The sequence below is a fragment of the Reichenbachiella faecimaris genome, from assembly GCF_900176375.1.
Lineage (GTDB): Bacteria > Bacteroidota > Bacteroidia > Cytophagales > Cyclobacteriaceae > Reichenbachiella > Reichenbachiella faecimaris.
Genome location: NZ_FWYF01000004.1, coordinates 115,506 through 141,335 on the forward strand (window position 1 = coordinate 115,506; position 25,830 = coordinate 141,335).

Consider the following 25,830-nt stretch of genomic DNA (forward strand, 5'->3'; position numbering starts at 1 on the left):
TGATTATATTAGGTGCATAAACGCGCTAAATATGAAGTACACTGTTGATATCACCATTGATCTGCCCAGATCTAAAGTCATTGAACTTTTTGACAACCCAGACAACATGCACAAATGGCAGCCTGATTTAGTCAGTTTTGAGCCAATGAGTGGAGCCCCAGGCCAGCCTGGTGCCAAGTCGAAATTACAATACAAAATGGGCAAACGTGAAATAGAAATGATTGAAACAGTGACCAAAAATGAGCTGCCTAGCGAAATGTCTGGCACCTACGAAACCAAAGGCGTTTTCAACAACATTTCCAATCGATTTGAAGAGATCAATGAAAAACAAACCAGATGGGTCTCAGAAAACGAATTTCAGTTTTCGGGATTTATGAAGTTGATGGGCATTTTCATGAAAGGTGCCTTTCCGAAACAGACCCTTAAATTCATGAATCAATTCAAAGCATTTGCAGAAGGCCAAGCGAATTAAGCCAGTACCTCTGTTACTTTCTGAAGCATGTCATCGGTAAAGTTCAGATGAGTTACTAGCCTGATATCATTTGGACCAAAAGGTACAGCCAATAAACCTTTTTTCTTCCAGGCATTGAGCAGGTCACTGACGGACTTGTCTTTGGCTATCGACACGATCACGATATTGGTACCAGCTGAGATTATGTTTTCCACATACATTTTATCCTCAAACATATTGGCCAACTGATTGGCTCTGCGGTGGTCGTCTTTCAATCTTTGCACGTTATTTTCTAGCGCATAAATACAAGCTGCTGCTAGATACCCAGCTTGTCTCATTCCTCCACCTAATACCTTCCTTACACGTTTCGCTCTAGCTATAGCTTCTTTGGATCCTAATAAAGCTGATCCAACAGGTGCTCCTAGCCCTTTAGAAAAACAAACTGACATTGTATGAAAGCATTTACCATGATCTACTGGCTTTTCACCAGTTTTCACCAAGGCGTTAAAAACCCTTGCGCCATCCAGATGCATTTTCAATTTCTTTTCGACAGCCACTTTGGCAATATCCTTAATCACGTCTAATGGAAAAACGCTACCTCCCCCTTTGTTTACTGTATTTTCTAAAGCAATCATGGAAGTTCGTGCATAATGAATATCGTCAGGATTGATATTTTCTTTGACATCATTGGCCGTAAAGCGACCTAAATCTCCACACAACAACTTCATTGAGACCATTGAATTGTATGCAGCTCCGCCTCCTTCATAATTATAAATATGAGAGGTTTGATCACAAATGATCTCATCCTGCGGTTGCGTATTGATTCTAATGGCAATCTGATTAGTCATGGTACCAGAAGGACAAAACAAAGCTGCTTCCTTGCCAAAGTACTTAGCAATTTTATTTTCAAGCATTAAGATTGTTGGATCTTCACCAAAGACGTCATCCCCTACCTCAGCAGCCATCATCGCCTGCAACATCTCATCTGATGGTTTGGTTACTGTATCACTTCTTAAATCTATAGTCATTCTTCGAGTTTTATAGCTTGGTTTAAATCATTCATTTAATCAGAAATTAAATATAACAATCTCATCACTTTTTCCTAGATCAATTAAGCATTCAATCTATCAAGTTCTTGTTGTATCTGATTGCGTACATGACTTTGAAAATCTTTTATGCCAGAAAGGGAATAATTTGATGGGTCTATGGGTTCGTGTATAATCAATCTATTTTTCCTTTTCCAGAACATTAAAAACTTACCGTCATCTGGCAAGATATACCAATTATCAGCCAAGGTAATGGGCACTAAACAAGCGCCAGTTTCTATGGCCATTCGAAAAGGCCCCTCTTTAAATCGACCCATTATTGTAGAATGAGAAGCATGAATACCACCTTCAGGAAAAATGGTTAAAGAATACCCTTTCCTTAAAGCCTCTACGCTTTTTTGATAGGTTGCATAGCGATCTTTTAATTTCTCCCTATCTACAGTAATATGAAATTTCTTATAAAAGTAGCCGAAGACTGGAATGTTGGTAATTGATACCTTTCCTACAAATTTGAAAGGCACGGGCAAAATGGGCATCAGTGTAATATCCAGAAAAGAGAAGTGGTTGGGACAAAATATATAAGTTCCTTTTTTATCGAGGTAGTGTTTGTTTTCCACGACTGTAGTTATACCGATCAAGGTATAGAATAATTTTCCCCAATATCTATTGAGAGAAACTGCAAACGTGGGTAGATTAAACAATATTGCCAGCGAGAAAAACGGAATCAACAGAATAAATAAACCAAAAAAGACAACAGAAGAGTAGAATAGATAACTCCTTCTTAATGCATTAATCATATTTAAAAATTGAAGTTTTTTATCAATGTACAGACTTAAAAAAGAATAATATACCTACCCTTTATAGCCGAATTTTTTGAGCAAACTATCTTTCTTGCGCCAATCACTTGCCACCTTTACAAAGGTTTCTAGAAATACCTTTTTGTCGAAAAATTTTTCTAATTGAAGTCTTGCTTCCGTGCCTACTTTCTTGATAGCCTCACCACCCTTGCCTATGATTATTCCTTTTTGAGACTTGCGTTCTACATAAATTTCAGCACGAAGTCTAATGATGTCTTCGTCTTCCTTAAAAGATTCTATTTCCACTTCTGTACTATAAGGCACCTCTTGTTTATAATTCTTGAAAATTTGCTCACGTATGATCTCGGAAGCAAAGAATTTTTCTGGCTTATCAGTAAGCGTGTCTCCTGGAAAATAGGCAGGGTGCTCTGGCATAAGCTCTAATATCCGGGTAAACAGCAAATCTACATTTTCATTGTTGAGTGCTGAAACAGTTAGAATCTCTACTTCAGGGTAAAGTAAATTCCAATAATCAATTTTATCAGTCAGTCTTGAACCCTTATTTAGGTCACATTTGTTTATCACAAAAATGACAGGGGTACCACTCGCAATTATCCTCTCCAGTGTTTCCTCGTCTTCGTGCTTCTCCATGAGTTCGACCACATAAAGCACCAAATCAGCATCTTCCAATGAAGCACTCACAAATTTCATCATAGATTCCTGGAGCGTGTACTGAGGCTTGAGCAGGCCTGGCGTATCTGAGTATATGATCTGAAAACTGTCACCTGTGAGCACTCCCATAATTCGATGACGGGTGGTTTGAGCCTTGGATGTAATGATGGATAAATTATCGCCTACTAAGGCATTCATCAAAGTAGATTTCCCAACATTGGGTTTGCCTACAATGCTCACAAAGCCCGATTTAAAATTAGTTTCGCTCATAGAAGAAATAAAGTCCAAAGGTACTTGTTTTTTAATCAATGTACTTCTACTTTTGCATCGCAATTGAGAGAAAAACGAATGAATTTATGACTTGTTCGTCTCAAAAGCAAACCAAAATATATCGCGGGATGGAGCAGTTGGTAGCTCGTCGGGCTCATAACCCGAAGGTCGCAAGTTCGAGTCTTGCTCCCGCTACTAGACAAAGGCTAACATGAAAATGTTGGCCTTTTTTTGTTTCTGACCGAGAATGATTTTGGAGAGTGAAAGTCGCAAGTTCGATCATTCCATGACTGGTTTGCTCCCGCTACTAGATAAAGGCTAACATGAAAATGTTGGCCTTTTTTTGTTTCCGACCGAGAATAATTTTGGAGAGTGAAGGTGCAAGTTCGATCATTCCATGACTGGTTTGCTCCCGCTACTAGACAAAGGCTAACATGAAAATGTTGGCCTTTTTTTTCCGACCGAGAATAATTTTGGAGAGTGAAAGTCGCAAGTTCGATCATTCCATGACGGGTTTGCTCCCGCTACTAGATAAAGACTAACATGAAAATGTTGGCCTTTTTTTATTTCCGACCGAGAATGATTTTGGAGAGTGAAGGTCGCAAGTTCGATCATTCCATGACGGGTTTGCTCCCGCTACTAGATAAAGACTAACATGAAAATGTTGGCCTTTTTTTATTTCTGACCGAGAATGATTTTGGAGAGTGAAAGTCGCAGGTTCGATTATTCCATGACGATCATTTAGGGATCAGTCAGTAAAGTTGGAGGAGAATATTTTGGATATCTGAGCAAGCTCAAGGTTTATCTCGTAGCTCTGCAGAGATATCTTCTCAAGGTCGAGCAGAAGATTTGCACAGGCATTTACATGCTGTTGCCAGCTAACAAGATTTCTCTGGTCGTACCTCCCGACGAATGACTTTTACGTTCACAAAGGTTATTGATCTAGGATTAGGCAACTGTTTAAAAAATATACGTTAGGATGGTCTAACTCCTCAGAAATACAGAGTTACCCTCATTTAGCACCAACTATTTTAGAGAACACATAAAACAATTCATTAGCTATTTGCATTGACCTCTCGTCATATTTATCAGCTTCCTGCAATGTGTCATCAAACTCTTTTGGATCATCATATCGCACGGGAATTCTTTTCTCAGTACCTGGAATAAAAGGACAATTTTCATCAGCATGAGAACACGTCATGACTGCAGCAAATTCCTTCGCATTGTTTATGGGGTCATCAAAGAGTTTTGAGAGGCAATTCATGGGGGAAGCATCCTCAGCATATAAGACGTAGTATACTGGATTTTCTTGCCCCTTGGCGCTAACCTGAAAACCCGCTCTTTTGATAGAATCCACTGCTCGCTCATTGAAAGCTGTTACTTCTACGCCACCGGAAAAACAATTTGCTTCAATCCCATAATAGTCTGCGGCTGTTTGTGCCCAAATTTGGGAAAACTGGCTCCTACGCGAATTGTGCGTGCAAATGAAGTTTAAGTTTACCTCTTGGTGGGCATCCACTTTGCTTTGAATATATGCCACCAAGACCTCGAGTACGCCCTTACGTTCATTAGCAATTTTATCAAAATCAAAATGCTCTACTGTTTTTACCAACTGATCGAATAGTTTCATCTATATTTTAAGTTTATTTTAAAAGTTCTAACACTGATTTGAATCTGCACAAATCAATTAAATAATACTTACAGACCTAACACAAAATGCTCATACAACCGCCATTGACAAGGCGTAAAATACTTGATCAAACCACCCATCTGTACGCTAATTTCAGATCAGTGAATTTTTCAGCAGCAATCTTTATTAAATAGTAAGGTTTGCGATATTTCACCAATTGCTTCTTTGACAAGACTCCAAATTTCGTCATTGATACAGTAACAGACATTTTTCCCTTCAGTCGTGCCTTGAATCAACCCAACCTTCTTCAATTCTGATAAATGTCTGGAAATGGTAGGTTGAGCAAGTGGTAATTCTTCCACCAGGTTATTACAAATACAGGACGGGCTTTTCGCCAAATGTTCCATGATAGACAAGCGTGCTGGGTGCCCTAGTGCCTTTAATATTTCAGCCATCCGTGTAACACGAGTCTCAAAGCCTTCTGTTTTTGTTATTCCCATATTGCAATATTAGAATATATTATCTATGATCACAAGAGACACGCTAAGCAAGAAGAAAATTTGACAATAATTTTATTTTGCACCTAAGAACACTAAATCAACCATCAATATTGAGAATCTAAAACAGGATCAGTCTGTAAAGTTTTTTTTTTGGGGGGGGGAATATTTCGAATATCTAAGTAAACTTACGAGCTCAGGATCATCCACTAGCTCTGCGCACGGATTTTCTAAAGATCTAGCAGAAAATTTGCGCCAAGCATTTACATGCAGCCAGCTAACGAGATTTCACTGGTTGTACCTCCCAACTAAATTTTTAGTTCGCAAAGGTTATTGGCCTAGGATTAGGCAACTGTTTAAAACTCTAGGATAGGATTATCTAATCCCCAAGGAAGACTGATTGATCTGTCAAACGTTTGCTTTTAATCTCAATTCTGATGTCTGAGACAAGGAAATAAAAAAAGCCAGATCAACGTTATGAACTGGCCAAAGAATAATGAAGCAAAATTGTTAGTTAGGTTAATCTCATTAATTGAAAGAATACTTTAAAATTAAGTTAGGTTGATTTCCCCTCACCAATAAAATAGTTATTTATCGATAGCTCAAAAGTAGTTTGTGCTTGGCTGGTATGAAATAGGTACTGGTACCGTTTTTCCTACTAGGTACTAGTACCTAGTAGGTGAATTAGAATGGAATTCACTAAATTTCTACTGGCTTTCAATAAGCATCAAATGATCAACAAACGAACCTCCATTTTCTCAGTCCTTATTGCATTTTTTTTCCTTGGGCTGCTAGCTTTTCAGTTGCCCAACTTAGCTTTTGATTATGAATTAGAGAACTTCTTCCCCAAGAATGATCCGGACCTGGCTTACTATCAGGAATTCTCCGAAACTTTCGGACATGACAATGACTACCTTTTAATTGCCTTTGAAACAACAGGCAGGTTGTTCGATCAAAGCTTTTTGAACCCAATAGACAGTGGGCTAATGAAAGTTGAAAAACTACCAAATACCTTACAGGTCTACTCACCTACTTCATTACGATTTTTAGCCAAGACACCCATGGGATTGTTACCTATCCCATTGCTGCATCTTTCAGATACTTTAAAACTCAAAAAAGACAGCCTGAGGTTTTATGGACATCCTCTCTATCGTGAAATGTTCATTTCCAAATCTGGCAATAGCTTAAAAAGCATCATTGTACATAAACGATTTGAGAGCAAAGAAACAGCTGATGACTATGTTGAGGAAGTCAAAAATATATTTCAGGATCGCACCCCACAAATAAGAATAGCTGGGAAGGCAGTGGCTCAGACTGCATTTGTAAACGCTGTGAAAGATGACTTTGCCAAGTTCATATTGATTGCAATGGTTTTAATTTTTGGTTGGCTGGTTATTTTTATGCGTCGCATTTCCTTGATCATTACAGCCCTAAGCATAGCTGGATTTTCAGTAGTAGCAACCATTGGACTCATGGCCACCACAGGAAAAGAAATAGATGTCTTGTCCTCGCTCATACCCACCATACTATTGGTAGTGGCTATGTCTGATATTATACATTTGTTTACTCATATTCAAGACGAACTCCCCAAGACCAATGACCTTAAAACTGCCATTAACAATGCCGTAAAGCAGGTGGGGCTAGCCACTCTTCTTACTTCTTTTACTACTGCTGTGGGTTTTTTAACGCTGATCACACTCAATGTAAAACCCATTATTGATCTTGGTATTTACGCAGCGTTAGGAATTATTATGGCATTTATCATTACCTACCTACTCTATCCTGCCATCATCACCTTATTCAAGCCAGCCATTCCATCACCCCAAGATGATTCGTTTTTAACGAATCTGCCCAATCGGATTTTTGTCACAGTTACTAATAGGAGTAAAACCATAATGATAACAGCCGTCGTTCTATTTGCAATTTGTACTATAGGTATATCTCGTTTGGAAATTGATGCCTATTTAGTAAATGACTTACCCAAAAATGACCCCGTAAAATCTGACTTCATCTTTTTTGATCGGGAATTTACTGGTTCAAAACCATTCACGTTGAGTCTTTGGTCAAAAGATCCTTCCAACCCTATCTATAGCCAAGCAGTTATAACTGAGCTAGACAAAATTGAAAAGGAAATAAAGATCCACACAAAAGCTGGCGACCTGACTTCGCCTGTCTCCATAGTGAAATTGGCCAATCAGAGCCTGCATAGTACATCTCCTGCTCAGTATAAACTACCAGAGACTGACGCTGACTGGAAAAGAGTCTTTCACTACATTAGAAAATATCATGCAGATCGCCAATCTATAAAAGTGAACACAAAATCACTGGCCCAAATCACAGGGTATTTTCAAGATCTAGGCTCAAAAGACGCCACACTCAAGCATGAAAAGCTTTTAAATGCCCTGGATGATAAGGTAAACCATCAGCTCATAGGTTATCGCCTGACAGGGACTACTTTACTCATTGACAAGAGTCATGAAATGCTTTCAAAAAATCTCATCAAAGGGCTTACACTGGCTATGGTAATTGTAGGTCTCATCACTGGTTTGCTGTTCAAATCCTGGAAAATGATCCTAATCACCTTAATACCTAATCTATTCCCTATTCTAGTCGTAGCAGCCATTATGGGGTATTTTCAAATACCCCTAAACCTGAGTACTTCCGTCATATTTGCGATTTCTTTTGGGATAGTGGTGGATGACACTATTCATTTTCTAAGTCAATTCAAACATGAATATCACACCACTGGCACAAAACAGGAAGCCATCAGAAAGGCACTAACAAAAACAGGTCGCCCCATCATAATTACTACCATTATTCTCACCACTGGTTTTATTGTATTTTGCTTTTCCAGCTTTAGTGCTACCTTTTATATGGGATTATTCGTCAGTGTTTCTTTTGTTACTGCATTAGCAGCTGATTTGTATCTACTTCCAGTTTTATTGCTTTGGTGGCTTCCAAACAAAACCCAGTCAATGTGAAAATAAAAATTATTCTACTTATCTGTCTACTGTCTTGTGGTGCCATTCAGGAATCTGAAGTAGAAAAAATCAATGGCTTATGCCTGGTTGCTCCACCCTACGAAGTCCTACTAGAGCACCATACGCCTATACTAGATGTGGGTGCCAATTGGGTAGCTATTATTCCATACGCATTCTGCAGTCCTTCTCAGCCTAAGGTCTCCTTTGATCACCCAAGGCAATGGCAGGGAGAAACCACTAAAGGCATCACAAAAGCCATCCAACTGGCGCATCAATCCAATCTAAAAGTCATGATCAAACCACATCTATGGGTTTCTGGTCAGGGGTGGGCTGGAGATCTAAATTATGACAATAGTAATGATATAAAACTATGGAAATCTAGCTACACTGAGTACATCTTACATTTTGCCAAAGTTGCACAGGAGCATAAGGTTGAAATGATGTCCATTGGTACAGAAGTACGCCACATCACTACAAATCATCCCTATTACTGGATGGACTTAATTAATCAAATTAGAGCAGTCTACAAAGGGTCTCTTACCTATTCAGCCAACTGGGACAACTATGAAAATATTTCATTTTGGGACAAACTGGATTACATAGGGATAGACGCTTATTTTCCCATTAGCGAATCCATGACACCCACTGTAGAAGAATTGCTTCAGAAGGCTCAAAAGACCAAGCTAAACATAGGAAACTTCTCTAATACCCATCTTAAAAAAGTGCTATTCACTGAATTTGGATTTAAAAGCACAAATTATTGTACTGCTGGCCATTGGAAATCTGCGTTGGGAAACCAAAAGCCAGACTTTGAAGGGCAAGCCAACGCCTACGAAGCCTTCTTTGGTACCTACTGGAATGAGGATTGGTTTGCAGGTGGATTTGCATGGAAATGGCACTACAAACACGAAGAGGCTGGAGGAATCACAAACTACGAATTTACACCTCAAAACAAACTAGCAGAAAAAATACTTAAAAAGCAGTATGCCAAGTTTTAAATCAGATGCTTATATTCCCACCTAAATCCATTTTCCCATTCTTGTAATTTTCTAAATAAGCCCTTGTATTTTATAAAAAAAATGCAATATTACGCTAGTTATTTATCGATCTGAGGATACTCAATGACCTCAGATTAATCTTTAAACCTAAAATTTAAACAATTATGAAAACTAAATTACTCGCATTAGCCTTAGTAGGTTTATTCGCAATCAATGGTGCCATGGCACAAGAACAGGGAGACATGAGAGCTGGTCTTGGTGTAGTACTTGGAACAAAAGCTGGATTTGATGAAGACGGTGAAAAACTTGGATTCGGTCTAGCGCCATCATTTGAATATATGATCACTGATGCAATCAGTGGTGCTGTTTCTTATGACTGGTATTTCAAGTCTTCTGTTGGGGGGGTGGATATCAACATCAGTTACCTTAACATTGATGGTAGATATTACTTCATGACTGGAGATACTCAAGTATATGGTCTTGCTGGACTTGGATTTGGTATGTCAAAAGTGTCAGCTGGAGGAGGATCTGTTTCAGATTCTGAGGCTGGTCTTAACATTGGTGCAGGTGCTGTTTTTCCTATGAGTGATGCTCTTGGTATTAACGCTCAGGCTAAATATCAAACTGCAGGCGATGGTCAATTGGCTATCACAGCTGGCGTTGTTTATACTTTCTAAGTATTACTTCAAAGAATTTAAAAGTCCCGATAATCGTCGGGACTTTTTTTATGCCCTAGGTCTAATGGTTTGCAGTAATACCCCTATCAAAATCACTCCCACACAGCCAATCACATTAAACCACAAGTAGCCAATGTCAGTGGAAAGGAATAAACCAATCACGGCTCCCTGAGATAGCACAGCGCCCCAAAAGACAGCAGTGCCTTGTACCTGCTTAAAGAAAAAGGCCACTAAAAAGATGCCCAGGATATTTCCGTAGAAAAGCGATCCTAAAATATTGACCATCTCAATCAAGTTCTCAGACTGATGCGCCATAAAGGCAAAACAAATCGCCAATACCCCCCATCCAGCCGTCATGAGTTTTGAGACCAGCATATACTGACTTTCTGAGCCATTTTTATTGATCAGGTTTTTGTAAAAGTCGATCACAGTAGTAGAAGCCAGGGCATTGAGCTCACCAGAAGTAGAGGACATGGCGGCAGAAAATATCACAGCAATCAATAGCCCAATAATCCCTTGAGGTAAATAATTGAGTATAAAAGTCAAGAATACATAATCAGAATCTTTGAGTTTGATAGACGCATCTGCTGAGGCAATCAGATTTTTCATCTCATTGCGAGAATCATTCACTCGCTCAGCTGTGAATTGCAATAACTGTTTGGCCTCCTCTTGATCTGCCATGGATCCAGCACTGAGTGCGTCTTTGTACACCATAGCAGAGGCCTTCCTTTTCCCCACCCAATAGTCGTGATCTTCTGTGACCAATGCCACCTCTTCTTTACCCAACTTACTCTCAACAGCCATCACGCTCTGTTGATTGAAATGAACAGGTGGCTGATAGAATATAAAAAAAACATACAACAGTGCGCCTGTCAGCAAAATGAAGAACTGCATAGGGATTTTCATCACAGCATTAAACATCAGACCCATTCGGCTTTCAGTCGTATTTTTTCCTCCCAAATAACGTTGAACTTGTGACTGATCTGTCCCAAAATAAGATAAAGCCAAAAACAGCCCGCCAAGAATTCCTGACCAGACTGTGTATCTTTTTTCAAAATCCAATGAAAAATCTACAGCATTTAGTTTATCCAAACTCCCAGCAATATGAAGTGCTTCTGGCAAAGTCACATAGTCAGACAAATAATAAATGATATAACCAAAGGCAATGACCATTCCTATCAAGATCACAGTCATCTGATGTTTTTGCGTTAGGCTTACTGCCTTAGTCCCTCCACTCACTGTATAAATAATGACCAACAACCCTACCAGCAGAATAGTCCATGAAAGACTCCAACCTAAAATGGTAGACAGGATGATTGCTGGTGCGTAGATGGTGATTCCAGCTGCCAATCCCCTTTGTATCAAAAATAAAAAGGCACCCAGTAGACGTGTCTTTTTATCGAATCTTTTTTCCAGGTATTCGTAAGCTGTGTATACTTTTAGTTTGTAATAAATCGGGATGAAGACAAAAGCGACAATAATAAGCGCAATGGGCAAACCAAAGTAATTTTGGACGAAGGCCATGCCACTTTCATACCCCTGTCCAGGGGTAGAAATGAAGGTAATGGCACTGGCTTGCGTGGCCATGACAGAGAGGCCTATAGTTCCCCATTTCATGCTATTGCCACCTCGTAAATAACCGTCTATATCCTTAGTACCTAAGGTTTTATAAACACCATAGCCTACAATGAGCCCCAATGTACCAAATAGTACAAATAAATCTAACGTGCTCATTTGAAAGAAACGCTAAACCAGTACAACAATAAGATCACTACTGCCAGATTACCCAAAATAAATAGGTACATGGCTTTCCAGGTTTTGAAAAAAGGGGGCTTATCCAAAGGATCCAAATTGACTTGAGTTAAATGAAAGATTATTCTTTTCCTATTGAAATCATGTTGGTGAAAATACGATAGGCTCCAGGTACACCTGCTGGCAATTCCCTAAACCAGGAATAACCTGAATAGATGTAGTAGCCTTCCCCATATTTTGTCACCAACAGGCCACCATCTCTTGGGTCTTCTTCAGGATCATTAGAAGAGAGTATGGCTTCGTATTGTTCGTCCCACTCATTAGGGAAATAAAGTCCGCGCTCCTGCACCCAACCCTCAAAATCAGCACTTGTGATTTTGTTGGGGAAATTCAATACCTGATGATCTGGCTTTAATATTCTCACCTCGGCCTCCTCTACGGTCACACGATCTCTCGAAAGTTTGAGTGGATAAGGCCCTAAATCCTGTGTAACCAGTGCATGTGCCGTATTGTACTGCACGATCATAGTTCCACCATTCTTCACGTAGTCCATCAGTTCTTCTTGGTAGAATTTCAGTCTGTCATTGGTATTGTACGCACGGATACCCAGGATCACGGCATCATACTTTTTCATTTTATCTGCTGTAATGTCTCCATTGGTCAGTGCTGTGACTTTGTAACCTACCTGCTCCAGACTCGCGGGGATTTCATCTCCAGATCCTACGATATAGCCAACATTAGTTCCACGTTTTTCCAGCTCCACTTTCACCACTTTGGCTTTCGAAACTGGAAACAATGCCTGAATAGGAATGTGATCATATTCAATACGTACCAGACTATTGTTGTATGTTTTTCCATCAATCTTAGCCATAGCGCCAATCTCACCACTGTGCGCAGTAGCAGGAGGAAACAACTCGAAGGTATAAGTGCTTTCTGCTCCCTTATCGCTCAGATCAAATGCATGACTAGCAGGTTCCACTTTCCATCCTGACGGAATCTGCAAGGATAAATCACCTTTCAAATCCGATTTTCCAGCCAGCACCTGTACATCAATTTTCTTTGATCCTCCATTTCCAAACACATAGACTTTTTCAGAAATATTAAGAAATACTGGAGGTGTGATCTCTATTGGGCGATAAGTTTCTCCGTCTACAGGTGTATTCTCTTTGTAGATGACAGGCAGCTCATATTCCAAAAAAGTGCCATTGATTTCTACAGCAGCTACCCAAGATAATGCTGGTGCATTTTCTGGTGTGCTGATGAGGTTTTGATCAGCTACTTTGTACATACCCAAAGTCCCTTCTTCTTTCAGCCAATAGGGGTCAGAATAGCTCATATTCGCATTCAATTTATCATTCATATCCATATTGAATGGTCTGTTGTTGTAGAGTTGCTGACGAATTGTGAAGCTTTGGTAATCCCCCAATTTGATAGTTGCCAATCTCATTTCTACATTCGAACGATTGATGGCCTCTACACTCAATACCACAGAATCACCTGGGGTGTAGGCAAACTGATCAGCTTTTACTTCCATATACAACCCTGTACAAGCTTTAATCAAGTCTTTAATCTCCTGTTGTTTGAGGTTTTTCCAATATTGATCCCTTACTTTTTCTAGTGCATTATAAGCTGCTATGAGATCAGGCACTATGATGGATGGCTGGGTTGGGTCGAAATGCAAAATCGCATTATCCACATGATACCCAACTTTATCTCCTCCCTTTACTCGGTTCCAGCTGGTATCAATTCCACTAAACATGTCAGCAGCCTTTTCACCAGCCGTATGATCAAAATATTCTATTTGAGTACCTCGCGAACCTGTAGAGCCAAAACCCTGACTCTTGTGCATACTTCTACTTAAGGACGCTATTTCAGGATAGGACTTTCCAAGCAATTGATTATAAGCACCTAGATCAAGTGTCATCAAAGCCGCAGTATCCATGTCTATACCTGCTCTTTGATAGAAGAAAGGGTGTGTATTAAAAAGTATTCTTTTGGGTTGCCAAACGCCATATTGACTAGCCGATTCTGGATATTTTTTCTTGTCAGCAGCTATTTCAAAAGCCTCCTTGGCCAAAATAGCAGAAGCAGTATGATGTCCGTGACCACCCAATCCTGTACCAGGAAATCTGGTAATAATTAGGTCTGGTTTGTGCTTTCTATATACACGTACAAAGTCCGCTAACACTTGTTCCTTCTTCCAAATTTCGAAAGTCTCTTCTGCACTTTTAGAGTAGCCAAAGTCATTGGCTCTACTGAAATATTGACGTCCACCATCTGTTCTTCGGGCAGCTAATAATTCCTGCGTTCTAATCAACCCCAGCAGTTCTCTGATTTCTGATCCAACCAAATTCTGCCCTCCATCTCCGCGAGTGGCAGATAAGTAGGCCGTATTAAATTTCTTCTCATTCGCCATATAGGCAATCACTCTGGTATTTTCATCGTCTGGATGAGCGGCTACATATAGCACAGAGCCTAGCACATTGAGCTTTTGAAGCATCAACTGGATCTCTGCAGCATTCGGTTTTTTGGGTTGTTGGGCTTGGGCTGAATATAGGATGGTGAGAGATAAAAGGAATAAAAACAGTCGATTTGGTCGCATATTAGAATTATTAATTTCCAACAATAATAGTTGGCTGAACATTAAGAAAAAAACAATAAGTGCTAAACGGTAATTTTGATGTGGAGTTATAGCCCACTGGAAACACAAGAAGCCCACCCAATGGGCAGGCCTCTATCCTACTTTAACCTAAACTTACTTTTCTTAACTCTTTCTTCTTCTGAACCTTTTTTTACGTCTTTGTTTTGGATCTATCTCTACTTCCTCAGAAACCCCATCTTGAGTAATGGTCACCAAATTGTCGCAAGCGCCATCACCATAGTCGATAACCTTTTCACTCTCACCTTCTATGTTGATTGTCAAAATACCTGATACGGGAGCGTATGTACCCTCTTCTCTACATGCGCTCAATGTCAATATTGGGGTAGTTTCATCAACATCATTGGCGTAAGTCAACCCCTCACGGTTTATTCCAGTTGCTGTCCCAAATCGTTCCACCTGAGTTTTTTCACCCTCTTCGTCGAAACTCGCAATCCTTGTCCTTGTAGATTCTCTGGTGGCAATGGTGCCGTCAGGAAATGTCAGTTTACCTCCAGTCAATGTAGCATTGTACTCTTTTTCTGTGTCAGTCCCAGACACATAAGTCAGTACTCTGGTTCCCTCCACTGCAATCGTATCTACAGAAAAATCTTCTAATGTTATAGTTCGTTTGAATCCAGGTACATCTCTTTCTCCCTCGTGGGTAATGATGATTTTTCCCTTTCTAATTCTACCATCACGACCTTCACATCCTTCTTCGCCAAAGTCAATCGTCATCGTCCCAGCGGCCTCATCTTCAGTGATTGTCACACAATCGCCAAAGCGTTTACCCCCAAACCCGAGCATGTTCAGTATCTTTCCTCCAGTTGATTCAAAGAAGTTGGTTGCATAATCAGCAGCTTCATCAATCTCTTCCATCAGTTCGCTAGAAGTGGTTTCTAAGCTAGCATCCTCAATAGCGATCTCAGTAGCACTACTCTCATCTACACTCTCTATATCATCAGAGCACGAGTAAAAAGTGAAAGCAGCAGTTGAGATAAAAATTCCAAGTAACTTTTTCATGGTTTTAATATTTAATGATTGTCTTTTTCAAATTTGTTTGGCTCTTTGACCCTACGACTGCCCAAAGGTTTAATTGAGTTGTAGATTTTTTTCAAAAACATGTCAGAATACTCTAAAAAGCTTATGTTTGATAGAAATAAGCAGATATGAAAAAAAGGATATTAGTTCTCATCACATCCCTTCTCATTACATATACGAGCCAATCTCAGGTTTCACTTGACTATTACCTACCTCCCAATACCAGTCTCAATCCTGCCATCCCCACCCCCCAATCTATCATAGGTCATGAAGTGGGCGACTGGCACATCAGTCATGACAAACTTGTACAGTATATGTATGCATTGGCTGAAGCTTCTGACCGAGTTGAAATAGAAGAGTATGCCAGAAGCCACGAAAATCGTCCACTACTTATTTTGAAAATCTCCGCGCCAGCAAACATTCAGAATCTCGAAAGCATTAGAACGGAACACCTTAAAATTTCTGATTACAACCAATCCAGCAGACTGGAACTTTCGAAGCTACCATTGGTCGCGTACTTAGGTTATAGCATTCATGGCAATGAGCCCAGTGGAAGTAATGCTGCACTGCTGGTTGCTTATTATCTAGCTGCTGCTAAAGGAACAGAAATAGAGAACTGGTTAAAAAATACAGTAATTCTACTTGATCCAAGCTACAATCCTGATGGACTGAATCGTTTTGCTTCGTGGGTGAACGGTAAAAAAGGTATGAATCTGGTTACTGACCCCAATCATATAGAACAAAACGAACCCTGGCCCAGAGGCAGAACGAATCATTACTGGTTTGACCTCAATCGTGACTGGCTCCCTGTTCAGCATCCCGAATCCCAAGGAAGAATCAAACAATATCACAAATGGAAACCCAACGTGCTAACTGACCATCATGAAATGGGTACGAATGGCACTTTCTTTTTCCAACCTGGGATTCCCAGTAGGAATAATCCTTTGACACCTGACAGAACATACGAACTCACTCAAAAAATAGCCAATTATCACGCTAGGGCATTGGATGGCATTGGCTCACTCTATTATGCCAAGGAGTCCTACGATGACTTTTACATTGGAAAGGGGTCTAGCTACCCAGATGTAAATGGTGCTGTAGGCATCCTCTTTGAGCAAGCGAGCGCACGTGGTCATGCCCAACAAAGCGACCATGGTATCCTAACCTTTCCATTTGCGATAAGGAACCATTTCACCACATCACTCTCTACTTTAAGAGCTGCTAATGAACTTAGGAGTGAATTGCTTGATCATCAGCAAAAGTTTTATGCAGACATTCCTGCTATGACTGATAAGGAAGAAGTAAAAGCTTATGTATTCAGTGCATCAAATGACAACAGTAAGCTGAAGGCCTTTCTATCCATTTTAGAAACGCATCAAGTTGAGGTCTACCAATTGAATAAAAGCTTTGATGGATTTAATCCAAACCATTCCTTCATTATTCCTTTGAAGCAAAATCAAAACAGAATGATCAAAGGCATATTCGAAACCCGTACGCAATTTGAGGACAGTCTTTTTTACGATGTTTCTGCCTGGACCCTACCTCTTGCTTTTGATTTGGCTTACAAAGCCGTAAAAGGGAAAAGCTATACTGCTGCTTTGATTGGAGAGCAGATTTATTCCACAGAACTGCAGAAAACTTTCCAAACATTTGAATCTAGCAGCTACTCCTATGCCTTTCACTGGCAGGACGCTCAGTCTCCTGCCTTATTATATGACATTCAAAAACTAGGATTAAGAACCAAAGTCGCAACATCACCTTGGGCAGATCAGAATGGTCAATCATTTGAAAGAGGATCCATTCTCATTCCAGTTCAGAATCAGCCTATTACCTCCTCTGAAATTTATGATGCTCTTGTTACATTAAGTGAAAAACATGACATCCCCATCACAAGTCTTTCCTCTGGTAATACAGACAGTTATCAGCTTGGTAGTCCAAAATTCAAAACCCTTGCAGTACCAAAACCTCTGCTGATCATTGGAGAAGAAGTAAATGCTTATGAAGCCGGAGAAGTATGGCATCTATTGGATCAACGCATGGGAATGGCTCTGCCTATGATCACCATTGATAAGTGCAACAGTATTTCCCTGAAATCATACAATACTATCATCATGGTCGGTGGGAGCTATGGAACCTTGGCTCAAGCCAAAATCAAAAGCTGGCTGCAAAACGGTGGAAATATTATTACTACTAAATCTGCTGGAAAATGGATATCAGAAGCAGGACTGTCCAAAATAAAATACAAAAAAATAGCCAGGGATTCTACTCAAAAGTACCAGCCATACCATGAAAGAGGCAGAACTAATGGTGCGCAAAGAATAGGTGGAACCATATTTGAAACACACATTGATTTAACTCACCCATTAGGTTTTGGATTCGCAGATGAAAAGCTGCCAGTTTTTAAAAGAGGCACACAATTGATGGAATTGGCTAAAAACCCATACGCACAGCCAGCACATTACACTGCAAATCCATTACTTGCGGGTTATGTATCAGAAGAAAATCTAAAGCATATTCCTAACACGCCAGCCGTAGGCCTTTCAGCATTCGGAAAAGGTATGATTATCTCCATCCAGGACAATCCAAACTTCAGGGCATACTGGTATGGTACAAACAGACTCTTCTTAAATGCACTTTTTTTTAGTGGAATGATTGAAGCAGGATCAGCTAGATAGCAATAGATTCTATTCTGAATTGAAATTTTATCAACATTATCCTTATTAATTGTAAATATTTTAATATTTCAAGTAATGTGTTGCGAATCAGTATTGTCTTTTGCCAATTCAATGATATTTTGACACAAATACATATCTTTGCCAGCCTTAATAATCACAATTATTTACAATCAGGAGTTTCGCGAATTACCACGGCTTCGGATCACTAAAAACACACTAAGAAATGAAATTCAAATCAGGGGTTCTCACTGGGGACGAAGTAACCGAATTGTTGAACTATGCGAATGAGAATCAGTTTGCTCTTCCAGCAGCTAATGTCATTGGAAGTAGTTCTATCAATGCAGTTTTAGAAACAGCAAAGGAATTGAACTCACCAGTAATGGTACAGTTTTCTAATGGGGGTGCGGCCTTCAATGCAGGCAAAGGAATGTCCAACGATGGTCAAAAAGCCGCCATTGCAGGAGCAGTAGCTGGAGCACATCATGTCCACATGATGGCTGAAGCTTATGGTGTTTCCGTAATTTTAAACACGGATCACTGTGCTAAAAAATTATTGCCTTGGATTGACGGTATGTTGGATGCTGGTGAAGAATTTTTCGCCAGAACTGGAAAGTCACTTTTCTCTTCTCACATGATCGACTTGTCTGAAGAACCAATCGAAGAGAACATCGAGACTTGTAAAAAATACTTGGAGCGTATGTCGAAAATGGGCATGACACTTGAAATAGAATTAGGAATCACGGGTGGTGAAGAAGATGGTGTTGACAACTCTGATGTGGACGAGTCAAGATTGTACACTCAGCCCGAAGAAGTAGCCTACGCATACGAAGAGCTAGGTAAAATCAGTGATAAATTCACTATTGCTGCCGCCTTTGGCAACGTACACGGCGTATATAAGCCCGGCAACGTAAAGTTGACTCCGAAGATTTTGAAAAACTCTCAAGATCACATCCAAGAAAAATACGGAACAGGTCACAACCCTGTAAACTTCGTATTCCATGGTGGATCAGGATCTACAAGAGAAGAAATCAGAGAGGCTATCTCTTATGGTGCTATCAAAATGAATATCGATACCGATTTGCAATGGGCATATTGGGATGGTGTGAAAAATTACTACCAAAAGAACGAAGGCTATCTACAAGGTCAAATCGGAAACCCTGATGGGGATGATAGCCCAAACAAGAAGTTCTACGATCCTAGAGTTTGGACAAGAGAAGCTGAAAAGTCATTTGTGGCTCGATTGAAAGATGCTTTCGAAGATTTAAACAATATCAATAGAAACGCATAATTTCGTTTTTTAGGCTAGGCATTTAATTTGAGCCGCCTTAATAAGCTACGTCATCATGAGGTACGAAACGATCTCAAACTTCCAGCAGGAAACTAACAGATTACTTCACTTCGTTCGTAATGACGGCATCTTTTTGAGGCGGCTTTTTCTATTTCAAATTTCTTGATTCGAATCATTTTGAACCCTCCTCAATAAGTGACATTTTTGTGACGCTTTAAAACGACATTACAAACCCAAACACATTCAAAGTGAAGAACATATCAGTTATAGGATCAGGTACCATGGGCAACGGAATCGCACATGTTTTTGCTCAAACGGGATACTCCGTCAATCTAATCGACATTTCACGAGAGGCTCTCGATCGCGCCATGACTACCATAGGCAAAAATCTTGATCGCCTGATCAAAAAAGAAAAAATCACGGAAGCCGATAAAACATCAACACTGGGTAACATTACCACATTTACCAAATTGGCTGATGGCGTAAAGGATGCTGACTTGGTAGTAGAAGCTGCTACGGAAAACATGTCTCTAAAACTTGACATATTCAAGCAAATGGACGAGCATACAAAGCCTTCTTGTATTTTGGCGTCAAACACCTCTTCCATCTCAATTACTAAAATCGGATCAGCGACTAATAGAAAGGATAAGGTAATAGGCATGCACTTTATGAACCCAGTACCTGTAATGAAACTGGTAGAAGTCATCCGTGGATACAGCACAAGTGATGAGACAACAAACATCATTATGGAGCTATCCAAGAAATTATCGAAAGTCCCTGTTGAAGTCAATGATTACCCTGGCTTTGTTGCCAACAGAATCCTAATGCCTATGATCAATGAAGCCATTTATACCTTGTATGAAGGTGTAGCTGGTGTAGAAGAAATTGACACAGTGATGAAATTAGGCATGGCGCATCCTATGGGCCCATTGCAATTAGCTGATTTTATTGGATTAGACGTTTGCCTGTCTATAATGAGAGTACTTCATGATGGATTTGGCAATCCTAAATATGCACCATGTCCCCTATTGGTAAATATGGTAGAAGCAGGGGTGTTAGGCGCTAAATCTGGTGAAGGGTTTTACAAATACGAGGCTGGATCTAAGGATCTGACGGTTTCAAAACAATTTCAGAAATAATCAAATGGCGAAAGCACGGAAAGGAAAGTCTAAAAGTAGCAATGGCAAAGGATCAGGAGTCAATGGCTCTTCGATCTTTGCTATTGTTGCTATACTCGTTTTAGTAACTCTATACTGGGTAAAACAAGACCCAGATTGGAGCGAGAATTTGGATAAAATCACTTCCACAGTGGTATCTACTAAGAATGAGACTAAAGATGCCATTTCACCAATCGAGAAAAAGACTGAAGCCACTCCCACCACTTCCAGTACCAAAAAAAAGCAATCTGAGCCAGTAGAACCCAAACGAGAGAAATTTGAAGAGAATAAAATCAATGCTCAGAATGGAGTAGTAGAAACTGTAAAAACCAACGAGAATCTCCCCGTTTACAATGAGGACGACAACTATTATTACTCGTCCAGTTTCGACTTTACATGGCCGGCCTACACGCAGAACGACCCTATAGTAGAACATGAATTCTATACGCTCAAATACAATGAAAAAACCGAGCAGGCAGATTGGGTAGCTTATACTTTGAAAAAGGTAAACCTTGACAACGCTAAGTTTAAACGAACTGACAATTTCAGAGAAGATCCTGATGTAAAGACTAAATCAGCCGCGCTGGCTGACTATAAGGGCTCAGGATATGAACCAGGTTTTTTTGCGCCATTTGAGGACTTTGCCTGGAGCAAGAATGGTGTCAGTGAATGTTTTTTCATGAGCAATATTGCCCCTCATGAATTAGGGTTCAATCAAGGTATATGGAAAGACCTTGAAAAGAAAGTCCGGCAATGGGCTGTAAACAACAAGGAAATTTTTGTGGTCACTGGCCCAATACATAATGGTAAAAGTGAGAAAATTGGAAAAAATAAAGTAGTGGTACCTAGCCACTACTTCAAAGTGATTTTGGAAATGACAGGAAAAGAAATCAAAGGAATAGGTTTTGTTTTTGACAATAAGAAAACGTCTAAAAGCCTTGAGAGTTATGCCATGAGCATAGACCAGGTGGAAGAAAAAACAGGATTGGATTTTTTCCCTGGCATTCCTGATCAACTAGAAAAAAGAATCGAGCAGACGTACAGTTATGCACTATGGAAATAGCCATCAGCTCTAGGTGGTATATCGATATTTTTCAGAAACACGATAAGCTTTTTCTACTGCCATAGCCCATTTTTTGGATCCAACACGTTTATACCTTTCTATTTGTTCTTCAGTCCATAGTTTCAGTTTCTCAGGAGAGTCTTTTCTGTCTTTTATGTCCATACATATTTCTTTGAGCACCCAATAATTATGCCCTGATCTGGCAATTCTTAGATCATTAATTATGGTGTCTCCTCCCCCTCTCATTTTTGTAAAGAATGGAATATATTTTTCAACGAGTTGCTGCTGATCCTCTAGCGCTTTTGCCAATTCTCTATAATCTGTCTCCTCATCTATTGAAAGATGTTCTTTAATTCCCTCCCAGTTGGAAGGGTACTTTTTCTCAAACGCTTGATAAAAGGGAGTCTTGCTCTCATAAGGCTGATTATTAATGATAGCAAGTGCGGCCACTCTATACATATCCATTTTAAGCAAGGCTGACCTACTTCCATAAATCTTACTTGCATAAGCATCTTTGAATGGAGCGGATGAATCTATACTAACAGCCTTTGAATCCCTAAGCAAATAGCCAGTCAGCGCAATCAATATGGGTGTACCAACACCCAAAATATGCACAGGTGTATCGTTCTGGAGTCCATTTACAACACCCAGTGTCATGGATTGAGCAATCAGATAAGGTTCTGGCAATTTTTCTTCAAAATTATCCCACTGCTCACCAAACTGAAGTCTTGTAATCCACCTTCTGCTTTGCATAGGAGCTCCATAACTGATGGCAACACCATCTTTAGCAACTTCCTTAAGGCCCTTAGCTCCTTGCAAGGCACTTTCATAATCGTAGGTATGAAGCACCAAGAACTTGGCCACAAATTCCATTTCCTTACCAAATCCAAATTCACCAATGGCCTGTCTAGAAAAATACGCTCTGGTTTTCTTTTGGAACGTCAAAATTTCTGATGCTTTTGGGTTAAAGGTTTCATCTAACATGCCGCACATCATAAGCACTGGAATAGTAAAATCCTCCATTCCAATCATATAATGAGGCTTGATAAGGAGCTGTTTTCTTATGATCTCTTTAACATCCAAATTTTCAACCTCCTGAGCACATACCTGAGCTACCTTCTCAATGAAAAGGTTTCTTTGGTCAAGTACATTTTCAGATAGCGACCCATTATTAGACATTTCGTCCTTGGCTAGGTTCAATAAAATCTCTCCTTCTTCACGAAGTTTTTTTGCTATTCCAGACATTCTTGTCCAGTTGCCATTGTCACTAATTAAGAGATTCTTCCTACTTCTTACCCACAAGGCACGTTCCACGCTGTCAGTATTTGTATAGTGCTCTGAGAGCAAATAACCATCTCTTTTAAGCGTAGAAGGATTTAGTGGGTCAGCTGTTACTTCCCCTAAATTCGATATAAAAACAAATACATCTCGTTTATATCTTGGTATAGACACTGAGGACGTAGTATTGGCCTCGCTCAATGCTCTTGGCACTCTCTCTAACTTGAATAAATCGGAGAGATACATGATCATTTCAAAAGCACGTGCAGCTGTAATGGTATAGTCTAGTTTTTCTGTCAAAGAGGATATCAATTGAACAAAACGCTTATCTCCAGCTATCTCATCAAAAAGTAACAAGTACTCTTCATAAGCTGAGATTGTATTGGTATCCTTTGTACTGCCGGAAATAAATCTGTTGACCCTGCTGTCCCAAATCGGATAAACTTCAGGCTGAATAAAGTGTAGCAGTTTGGACGTACCAGTCACTGAGTTGTTTACCAGCAATTTCAATTGACTGAATTCATCACTATTCAGCTTACGTTTCTCTTTTTTGAGTTGATTGAGAGGTGCTAAAACAGCCTCCAAATCATTGGTTCTTAGGTTCATGGTAGTGGGCATCCAGCCATATACCACGGCATTCCCAATGATCAACTCAGTGGGGTTGATACTTTCTAGTTTGTTGAAAAAATCAATGATATAAGGATAGGCAGTGAGGTAAGTCCAAAGTCTTCTGTCGGCTACTTTGGTAGATTTTTCTATAGTTTCGAAATTCAAATCTAGCTGATACTCCTGACCTGCTAAGTCTTCTATGGTTAGGTTTTTCATGGTAAAGGTTAGTTTATGAATTGGTTTTAATTAGATATGTGAGGGTGTCCTTTTTTTGTATTTGATGACTCCTATGGCTAAATAAATTATACTGATTAGGACAGAACCTAAAAGCACAGAAAATTCCCACCAATAGAATAACATTACAAAAGCAAATAATAGATAAGTCGAAAAGAATATTCCTACATAGCCAAAAAACTTTATTACGCCTGACTTGAGCGATATCGCTACAAACCCAACTAATATTGGAAGTACAATTACAACATTTAATACTATAGGATGTATAGAGGTGAAATTGGACATTTTTTCTAGTGATTTTGAAAAATCATACGTCATTGGCCCTAGCATTATTGGAAATATAGATTGAACCCAGATCACCACAATTGATAGTATTTCATATTTCAAATACTTTAATAAGTCGTATGTGATTTTCATACTAATCATTTCTTGAATGACTCAATACTCGGAAATTTTATGAGTGAATAGATCAAACTATCTTCGGCAACTAAATTAGCATGGTCATCATAATACTGCCATTTACCTATAGGTTTCATTTGCTTAATCTGGCCCTTGACTATCCCTTTTTCTCCTTGCACAGGATAATAAAAAGTTCCTTCACCATTTTCAACCTGATAATTGCCCAAGCTATCCCAAATACTTAGAAATAACTGCTGTCCTTTTTCCACCTTTAGCACCATAGCCATATTGCCGTTTGAATACCAACTTGTCCAAAGGCTATCCATTTTTCCTTCCTTGTAAATCCCATATGCTGAAATTGATCCAGTTTCATAAAAACTTTTCATCTCACCGTGAAATAATCCTTTTCTAAAATTGACTTTAGCTAGTAGTTTACCCCCTTTGCTCCATTGGCACCATTGACTATCTTTTTGTCCATCTGTAAAAAACCCTGTTTCCTTAATCTGACCATTTGAATGATACTCTTCATAAGCCCCGTCATGCAGCCCTTCCTCATAGCTTGCTTTTTTCCTCAGTCCACCACCTTCAAACCAATATTTCCACAAACCTTCTTTCTTCCCTTGTTTATAGTCTCCTTTTTCCTCCTTTTGTCCGTTTTCATACCAATACGTCCAAGTTCCTTCTTCCAAATTGTCTTTGATAAATCCTAGGTAAAAAAGATTTCCATTAGGATAGTATTCTTTCACTTCATGCTGATCATTTGTACAACCCATTCCAAACATGATAATAACTAGAAAATACCTATCTAATAGTTGCTTATATTTTTTTTTTAATCTGGGGCCCATGAACTCAATATTTCATAATTCAACATAAGCACATCAGCACCTGTTTCAATACCAAAAATCCATAAAACGGAATCAGCAAAATGAGACTTATCAACTGTAACTGATTGACCTGGTAGTAAGTAATGCGAACTTGGATCTTGAAAGGACGGATTGTCCCAAGTGATAGTAAACGCAACTGGCAAAATATTAACATTTGTAAATTTTAGCTGAATCAACTGCCCAGCAACTATTTCTACAGGCCCAAGCGACTCGGTTAAATCGCCCTTCGCGAACATTCCTTGAGAGAGAGGAAACAAATTAGTTTCATCGCCTTCACCTTCATTGTCTGTATCATCATCAATTTCATACTCCTCCAGAAAATCCTCAAAGCTCTGTTCTTCATAATCCGACATCAATCCGTCCAAGGCTGCACTATAAGCCTCTGCATAGGCCTGATCATAGAGTTCGTCGTATCCCGTATATGAACCCTCCACTTCTACTCCACCTTGATAATCATCTCCTAGCACCTCATCCATGATATCTTCCAGAATAGCATATTCAATATCACTACAATACAAGCTTATCCCGTGCTCTTTAAGCTTTTGATTGGCTTCATCCGTGTAGTTTTTGTAAAATATGGTCCACTGCTCTTCAAATATCTTCTGATGTTCTTCTAGATCAGCATTATCTGCAGCCCTTAATGCTTCTACTGCTTCTCTGGCCGCCTCATGCGCCAGGTCTACAGCCTCATCCCTAGCGGCCTGTTCTGCTGCTTCTCGTGCTTCTGCTACGGCTTGCTCATAAGCCGCATAGGCTTCATCATATTCTTCTTCGTTCATTGGATAATTGGTTA

General features: G+C 39.6%; 20 protein-coding genes and 1 tRNA gene. 9 read left to right on the top strand and 12 right to left on the bottom strand.

Features of this window, described 5'->3' with window-relative positions:
• Nucleotides 1–31 precede the first annotated feature (31 nt).
• Nucleotides 32–472, top strand: a complete 441-nt coding sequence (locus tag B9A58_RS17235) for an SRPBCC family protein (RefSeq protein WP_084374138.1) — start codon at nucleotides 32–34, stop codon at nucleotides 470–472.
• Here B9A58_RS17235 and B9A58_RS17240 read toward each other — a convergent pair.
• The 3 genes from B9A58_RS17240 to era all read right to left on the bottom strand — a co-directional run bounded on the left by B9A58_RS17240 (nucleotide 469) and on the right by era (nucleotide 3,236).
• Entirely contained in the window at nucleotides 469–1,479 is a 1,011-nt protein-coding gene (locus B9A58_RS17240; RefSeq protein ID WP_084374139.1) for a threonine aldolase family protein, read from the bottom strand. The genes B9A58_RS17235 and B9A58_RS17240 overlap by 4 nt on opposite strands.
• Before the next feature lie 83 nt (nucleotides 1,480–1,562).
• Nucleotides 1,563–2,294: a lysophospholipid acyltransferase family protein gene (locus B9A58_RS17245; RefSeq protein WP_084374140.1), complete on the bottom strand. Its 732-nt coding sequence runs from the start codon at nucleotides 2,292–2,294 to the stop codon at nucleotides 1,563–1,565.
• A 54-nt stretch (nucleotides 2,295–2,348) separates the two neighbouring features.
• Nucleotides 2,349–3,236 carry a GTPase Era gene (era, locus tag B9A58_RS17250; RefSeq protein WP_084374412.1) on the bottom strand — a complete coding sequence of 296 codons (888 nt, stop codon included), beginning with the start codon at nucleotides 3,234–3,236 and terminating at the stop codon, nucleotides 2,349–2,351.
• A gap of 122 nt (nucleotides 3,237–3,358) precedes the next feature.
• Between era and B9A58_RS17255 the strand changes: the two genes are divergently transcribed.
• Nucleotides 3,359–3,431, top strand: a tRNA-Met gene (locus B9A58_RS17255).
• An 817-nt stretch (nucleotides 3,432–4,248) separates the two neighbouring features.
• Here the strand turns inward: B9A58_RS17255 and B9A58_RS17260 are convergent.
• Together B9A58_RS17260 and B9A58_RS17265 are read right to left on the bottom strand one after the other, a co-directional pair.
• Entirely contained in the window at nucleotides 4,249–4,866 is a 618-nt protein-coding gene (locus B9A58_RS17260) for a low molecular weight phosphatase family protein (RefSeq protein ID WP_084374141.1), read from the bottom strand.
• A gap of 170 nt (nucleotides 4,867–5,036) precedes the next feature.
• On the bottom strand, nucleotides 5,037–5,366 hold the full coding sequence (locus B9A58_RS17265) for an ArsR/SmtB family transcription factor (RefSeq protein WP_084374142.1): 330 nt from the start codon (nucleotides 5,364–5,366) through the stop codon (nucleotides 5,037–5,039).
• Between the two features lie 686 nt (nucleotides 5,367–6,052).
• On the opposite strand from B9A58_RS17265, the gene B9A58_RS17270 reads away from it, so the two are divergent.
• From B9A58_RS17270 to B9A58_RS17280, 3 genes are all read left to right on the top strand, one after another.
• Nucleotides 6,053–8,344: an efflux RND transporter permease subunit gene (locus B9A58_RS17270; RefSeq protein WP_084374143.1), complete on the top strand. Its 2,292-nt coding sequence runs from the start codon at nucleotides 6,053–6,055 to the stop codon at nucleotides 8,342–8,344.
• Nucleotides 8,341–9,342, top strand: coding sequence for a glycoside hydrolase family 113 (locus B9A58_RS17275; protein ID WP_139793961.1), 1,002 nt, complete (start codon nucleotides 8,341–8,343; stop codon nucleotides 9,340–9,342). The genes B9A58_RS17270 and B9A58_RS17275 overlap by 4 nt, the downstream gene beginning before the upstream one ends.
• A 164-nt stretch (nucleotides 9,343–9,506) precedes the next feature.
• Nucleotides 9,507–10,019 carry a porin family protein gene (locus B9A58_RS17280; RefSeq protein ID WP_084374145.1) on the top strand — a complete coding sequence of 171 codons (513 nt, stop codon included), beginning with the start codon at nucleotides 9,507–9,509 and terminating at the stop codon, nucleotides 10,017–10,019.
• 48 nt (nucleotides 10,020–10,067) lie between these two features.
• On the opposite strand, the gene B9A58_RS17285 is transcribed toward B9A58_RS17280, so the two are convergent.
• The 3 genes from B9A58_RS17285 to B9A58_RS17295 form a co-directional block, all read right to left on the bottom strand.
• Nucleotides 10,068–11,753: a sodium:solute symporter family protein gene (locus tag B9A58_RS17285; RefSeq protein ID WP_084374146.1), complete on the bottom strand. Its 1,686-nt coding sequence runs from the start codon at nucleotides 11,751–11,753 to the stop codon at nucleotides 10,068–10,070.
• A gap of 139 nt (nucleotides 11,754–11,892) precedes the next feature.
• Nucleotides 11,893–14,373 (bottom strand): PIG-L family deacetylase, encoded by a 2,481-nt coding sequence (locus B9A58_RS17290; protein ID WP_084374413.1) that lies wholly within the window; start codon nucleotides 14,371–14,373, stop codon nucleotides 11,893–11,895.
• Between the two features lie 162 nt (nucleotides 14,374–14,535).
• Nucleotides 14,536–15,432, bottom strand: a complete 897-nt coding sequence (locus B9A58_RS17295; RefSeq protein WP_084374147.1) for a hypothetical protein — start codon at nucleotides 15,430–15,432, stop codon at nucleotides 14,536–14,538.
• 146 nt (nucleotides 15,433–15,578) lie between these two features.
• Between B9A58_RS17295 and B9A58_RS17300 the strand changes: the two genes are divergently transcribed.
• The 4 genes from B9A58_RS17300 (at nucleotide 15,579) to B9A58_RS17315 (ending at nucleotide 21,633) form a co-directional block, all read left to right on the top strand.
• Complete coding sequence (locus B9A58_RS17300) at nucleotides 15,579–18,125, top strand: M14 metallopeptidase family protein (protein ID WP_084374148.1); 2,547 nt, start codon at nucleotides 15,579–15,581, stop codon at nucleotides 18,123–18,125.
• A 223-nt stretch (nucleotides 18,126–18,348) separates the two neighbouring features.
• On the top strand, nucleotides 18,349–19,413 hold the full coding sequence (fbaA, locus tag B9A58_RS17305; RefSeq protein WP_084374149.1) for a class II fructose-bisphosphate aldolase: 1,065 nt from the start codon (nucleotides 18,349–18,351) through the stop codon (nucleotides 19,411–19,413).
• A gap of 248 nt (nucleotides 19,414–19,661) precedes the next feature.
• Nucleotides 19,662–20,552, top strand: a complete 891-nt coding sequence (locus B9A58_RS17310) for a 3-hydroxybutyryl-CoA dehydrogenase (RefSeq protein WP_084374150.1) — start codon at nucleotides 19,662–19,664, stop codon at nucleotides 20,550–20,552.
• 4 nt (nucleotides 20,553–20,556) lie between these two features.
• Nucleotides 20,557–21,633, top strand: coding sequence for a DNA/RNA non-specific endonuclease (locus tag B9A58_RS17315; protein ID WP_084374151.1), 1,077 nt, complete (start codon nucleotides 20,557–20,559; stop codon nucleotides 21,631–21,633).
• A 9-nt stretch (nucleotides 21,634–21,642) separates the two neighbouring features.
• Here the strand turns inward: B9A58_RS17315 and B9A58_RS17320 are convergent, their stop codons facing one another.
• Genes B9A58_RS17320 through B9A58_RS17335 form a run of 4 tightly spaced genes read right to left on the bottom strand, consistent with a single transcriptional unit; the run spans nucleotide 21,643 to nucleotide 25,816 of the window.
• Nucleotides 21,643–23,736 (bottom strand): hypothetical protein, encoded by a 2,094-nt coding sequence (locus tag B9A58_RS17320; protein WP_084374152.1) that lies wholly within the window; start codon nucleotides 23,734–23,736, stop codon nucleotides 21,643–21,645.
• 30 nt (nucleotides 23,737–23,766) lie between these two features.
• Nucleotides 23,767–24,171, bottom strand: coding sequence for a hypothetical protein (locus B9A58_RS17325; protein WP_139793962.1), 405 nt, complete (start codon nucleotides 24,169–24,171; stop codon nucleotides 23,767–23,769).
• Nucleotides 24,172–24,176: 5 nt separating this feature from the next.
• Complete coding sequence (locus B9A58_RS17330) at nucleotides 24,177–24,998, bottom strand: toxin-antitoxin system YwqK family antitoxin (protein WP_084374154.1); 822 nt, start codon at nucleotides 24,996–24,998, stop codon at nucleotides 24,177–24,179.
• A complete protein-coding gene (locus tag B9A58_RS17335) occupies nucleotides 24,983–25,816 on the bottom strand; it encodes a hypothetical protein (protein ID WP_084374155.1) in 834 nt (277 codons plus the stop codon). Before B9A58_RS17335 ends, B9A58_RS17330 begins: the two co-directional genes overlap by 16 nt.
• Between the last annotated feature and the right edge of the window lie 14 nt (nucleotides 25,817–25,830).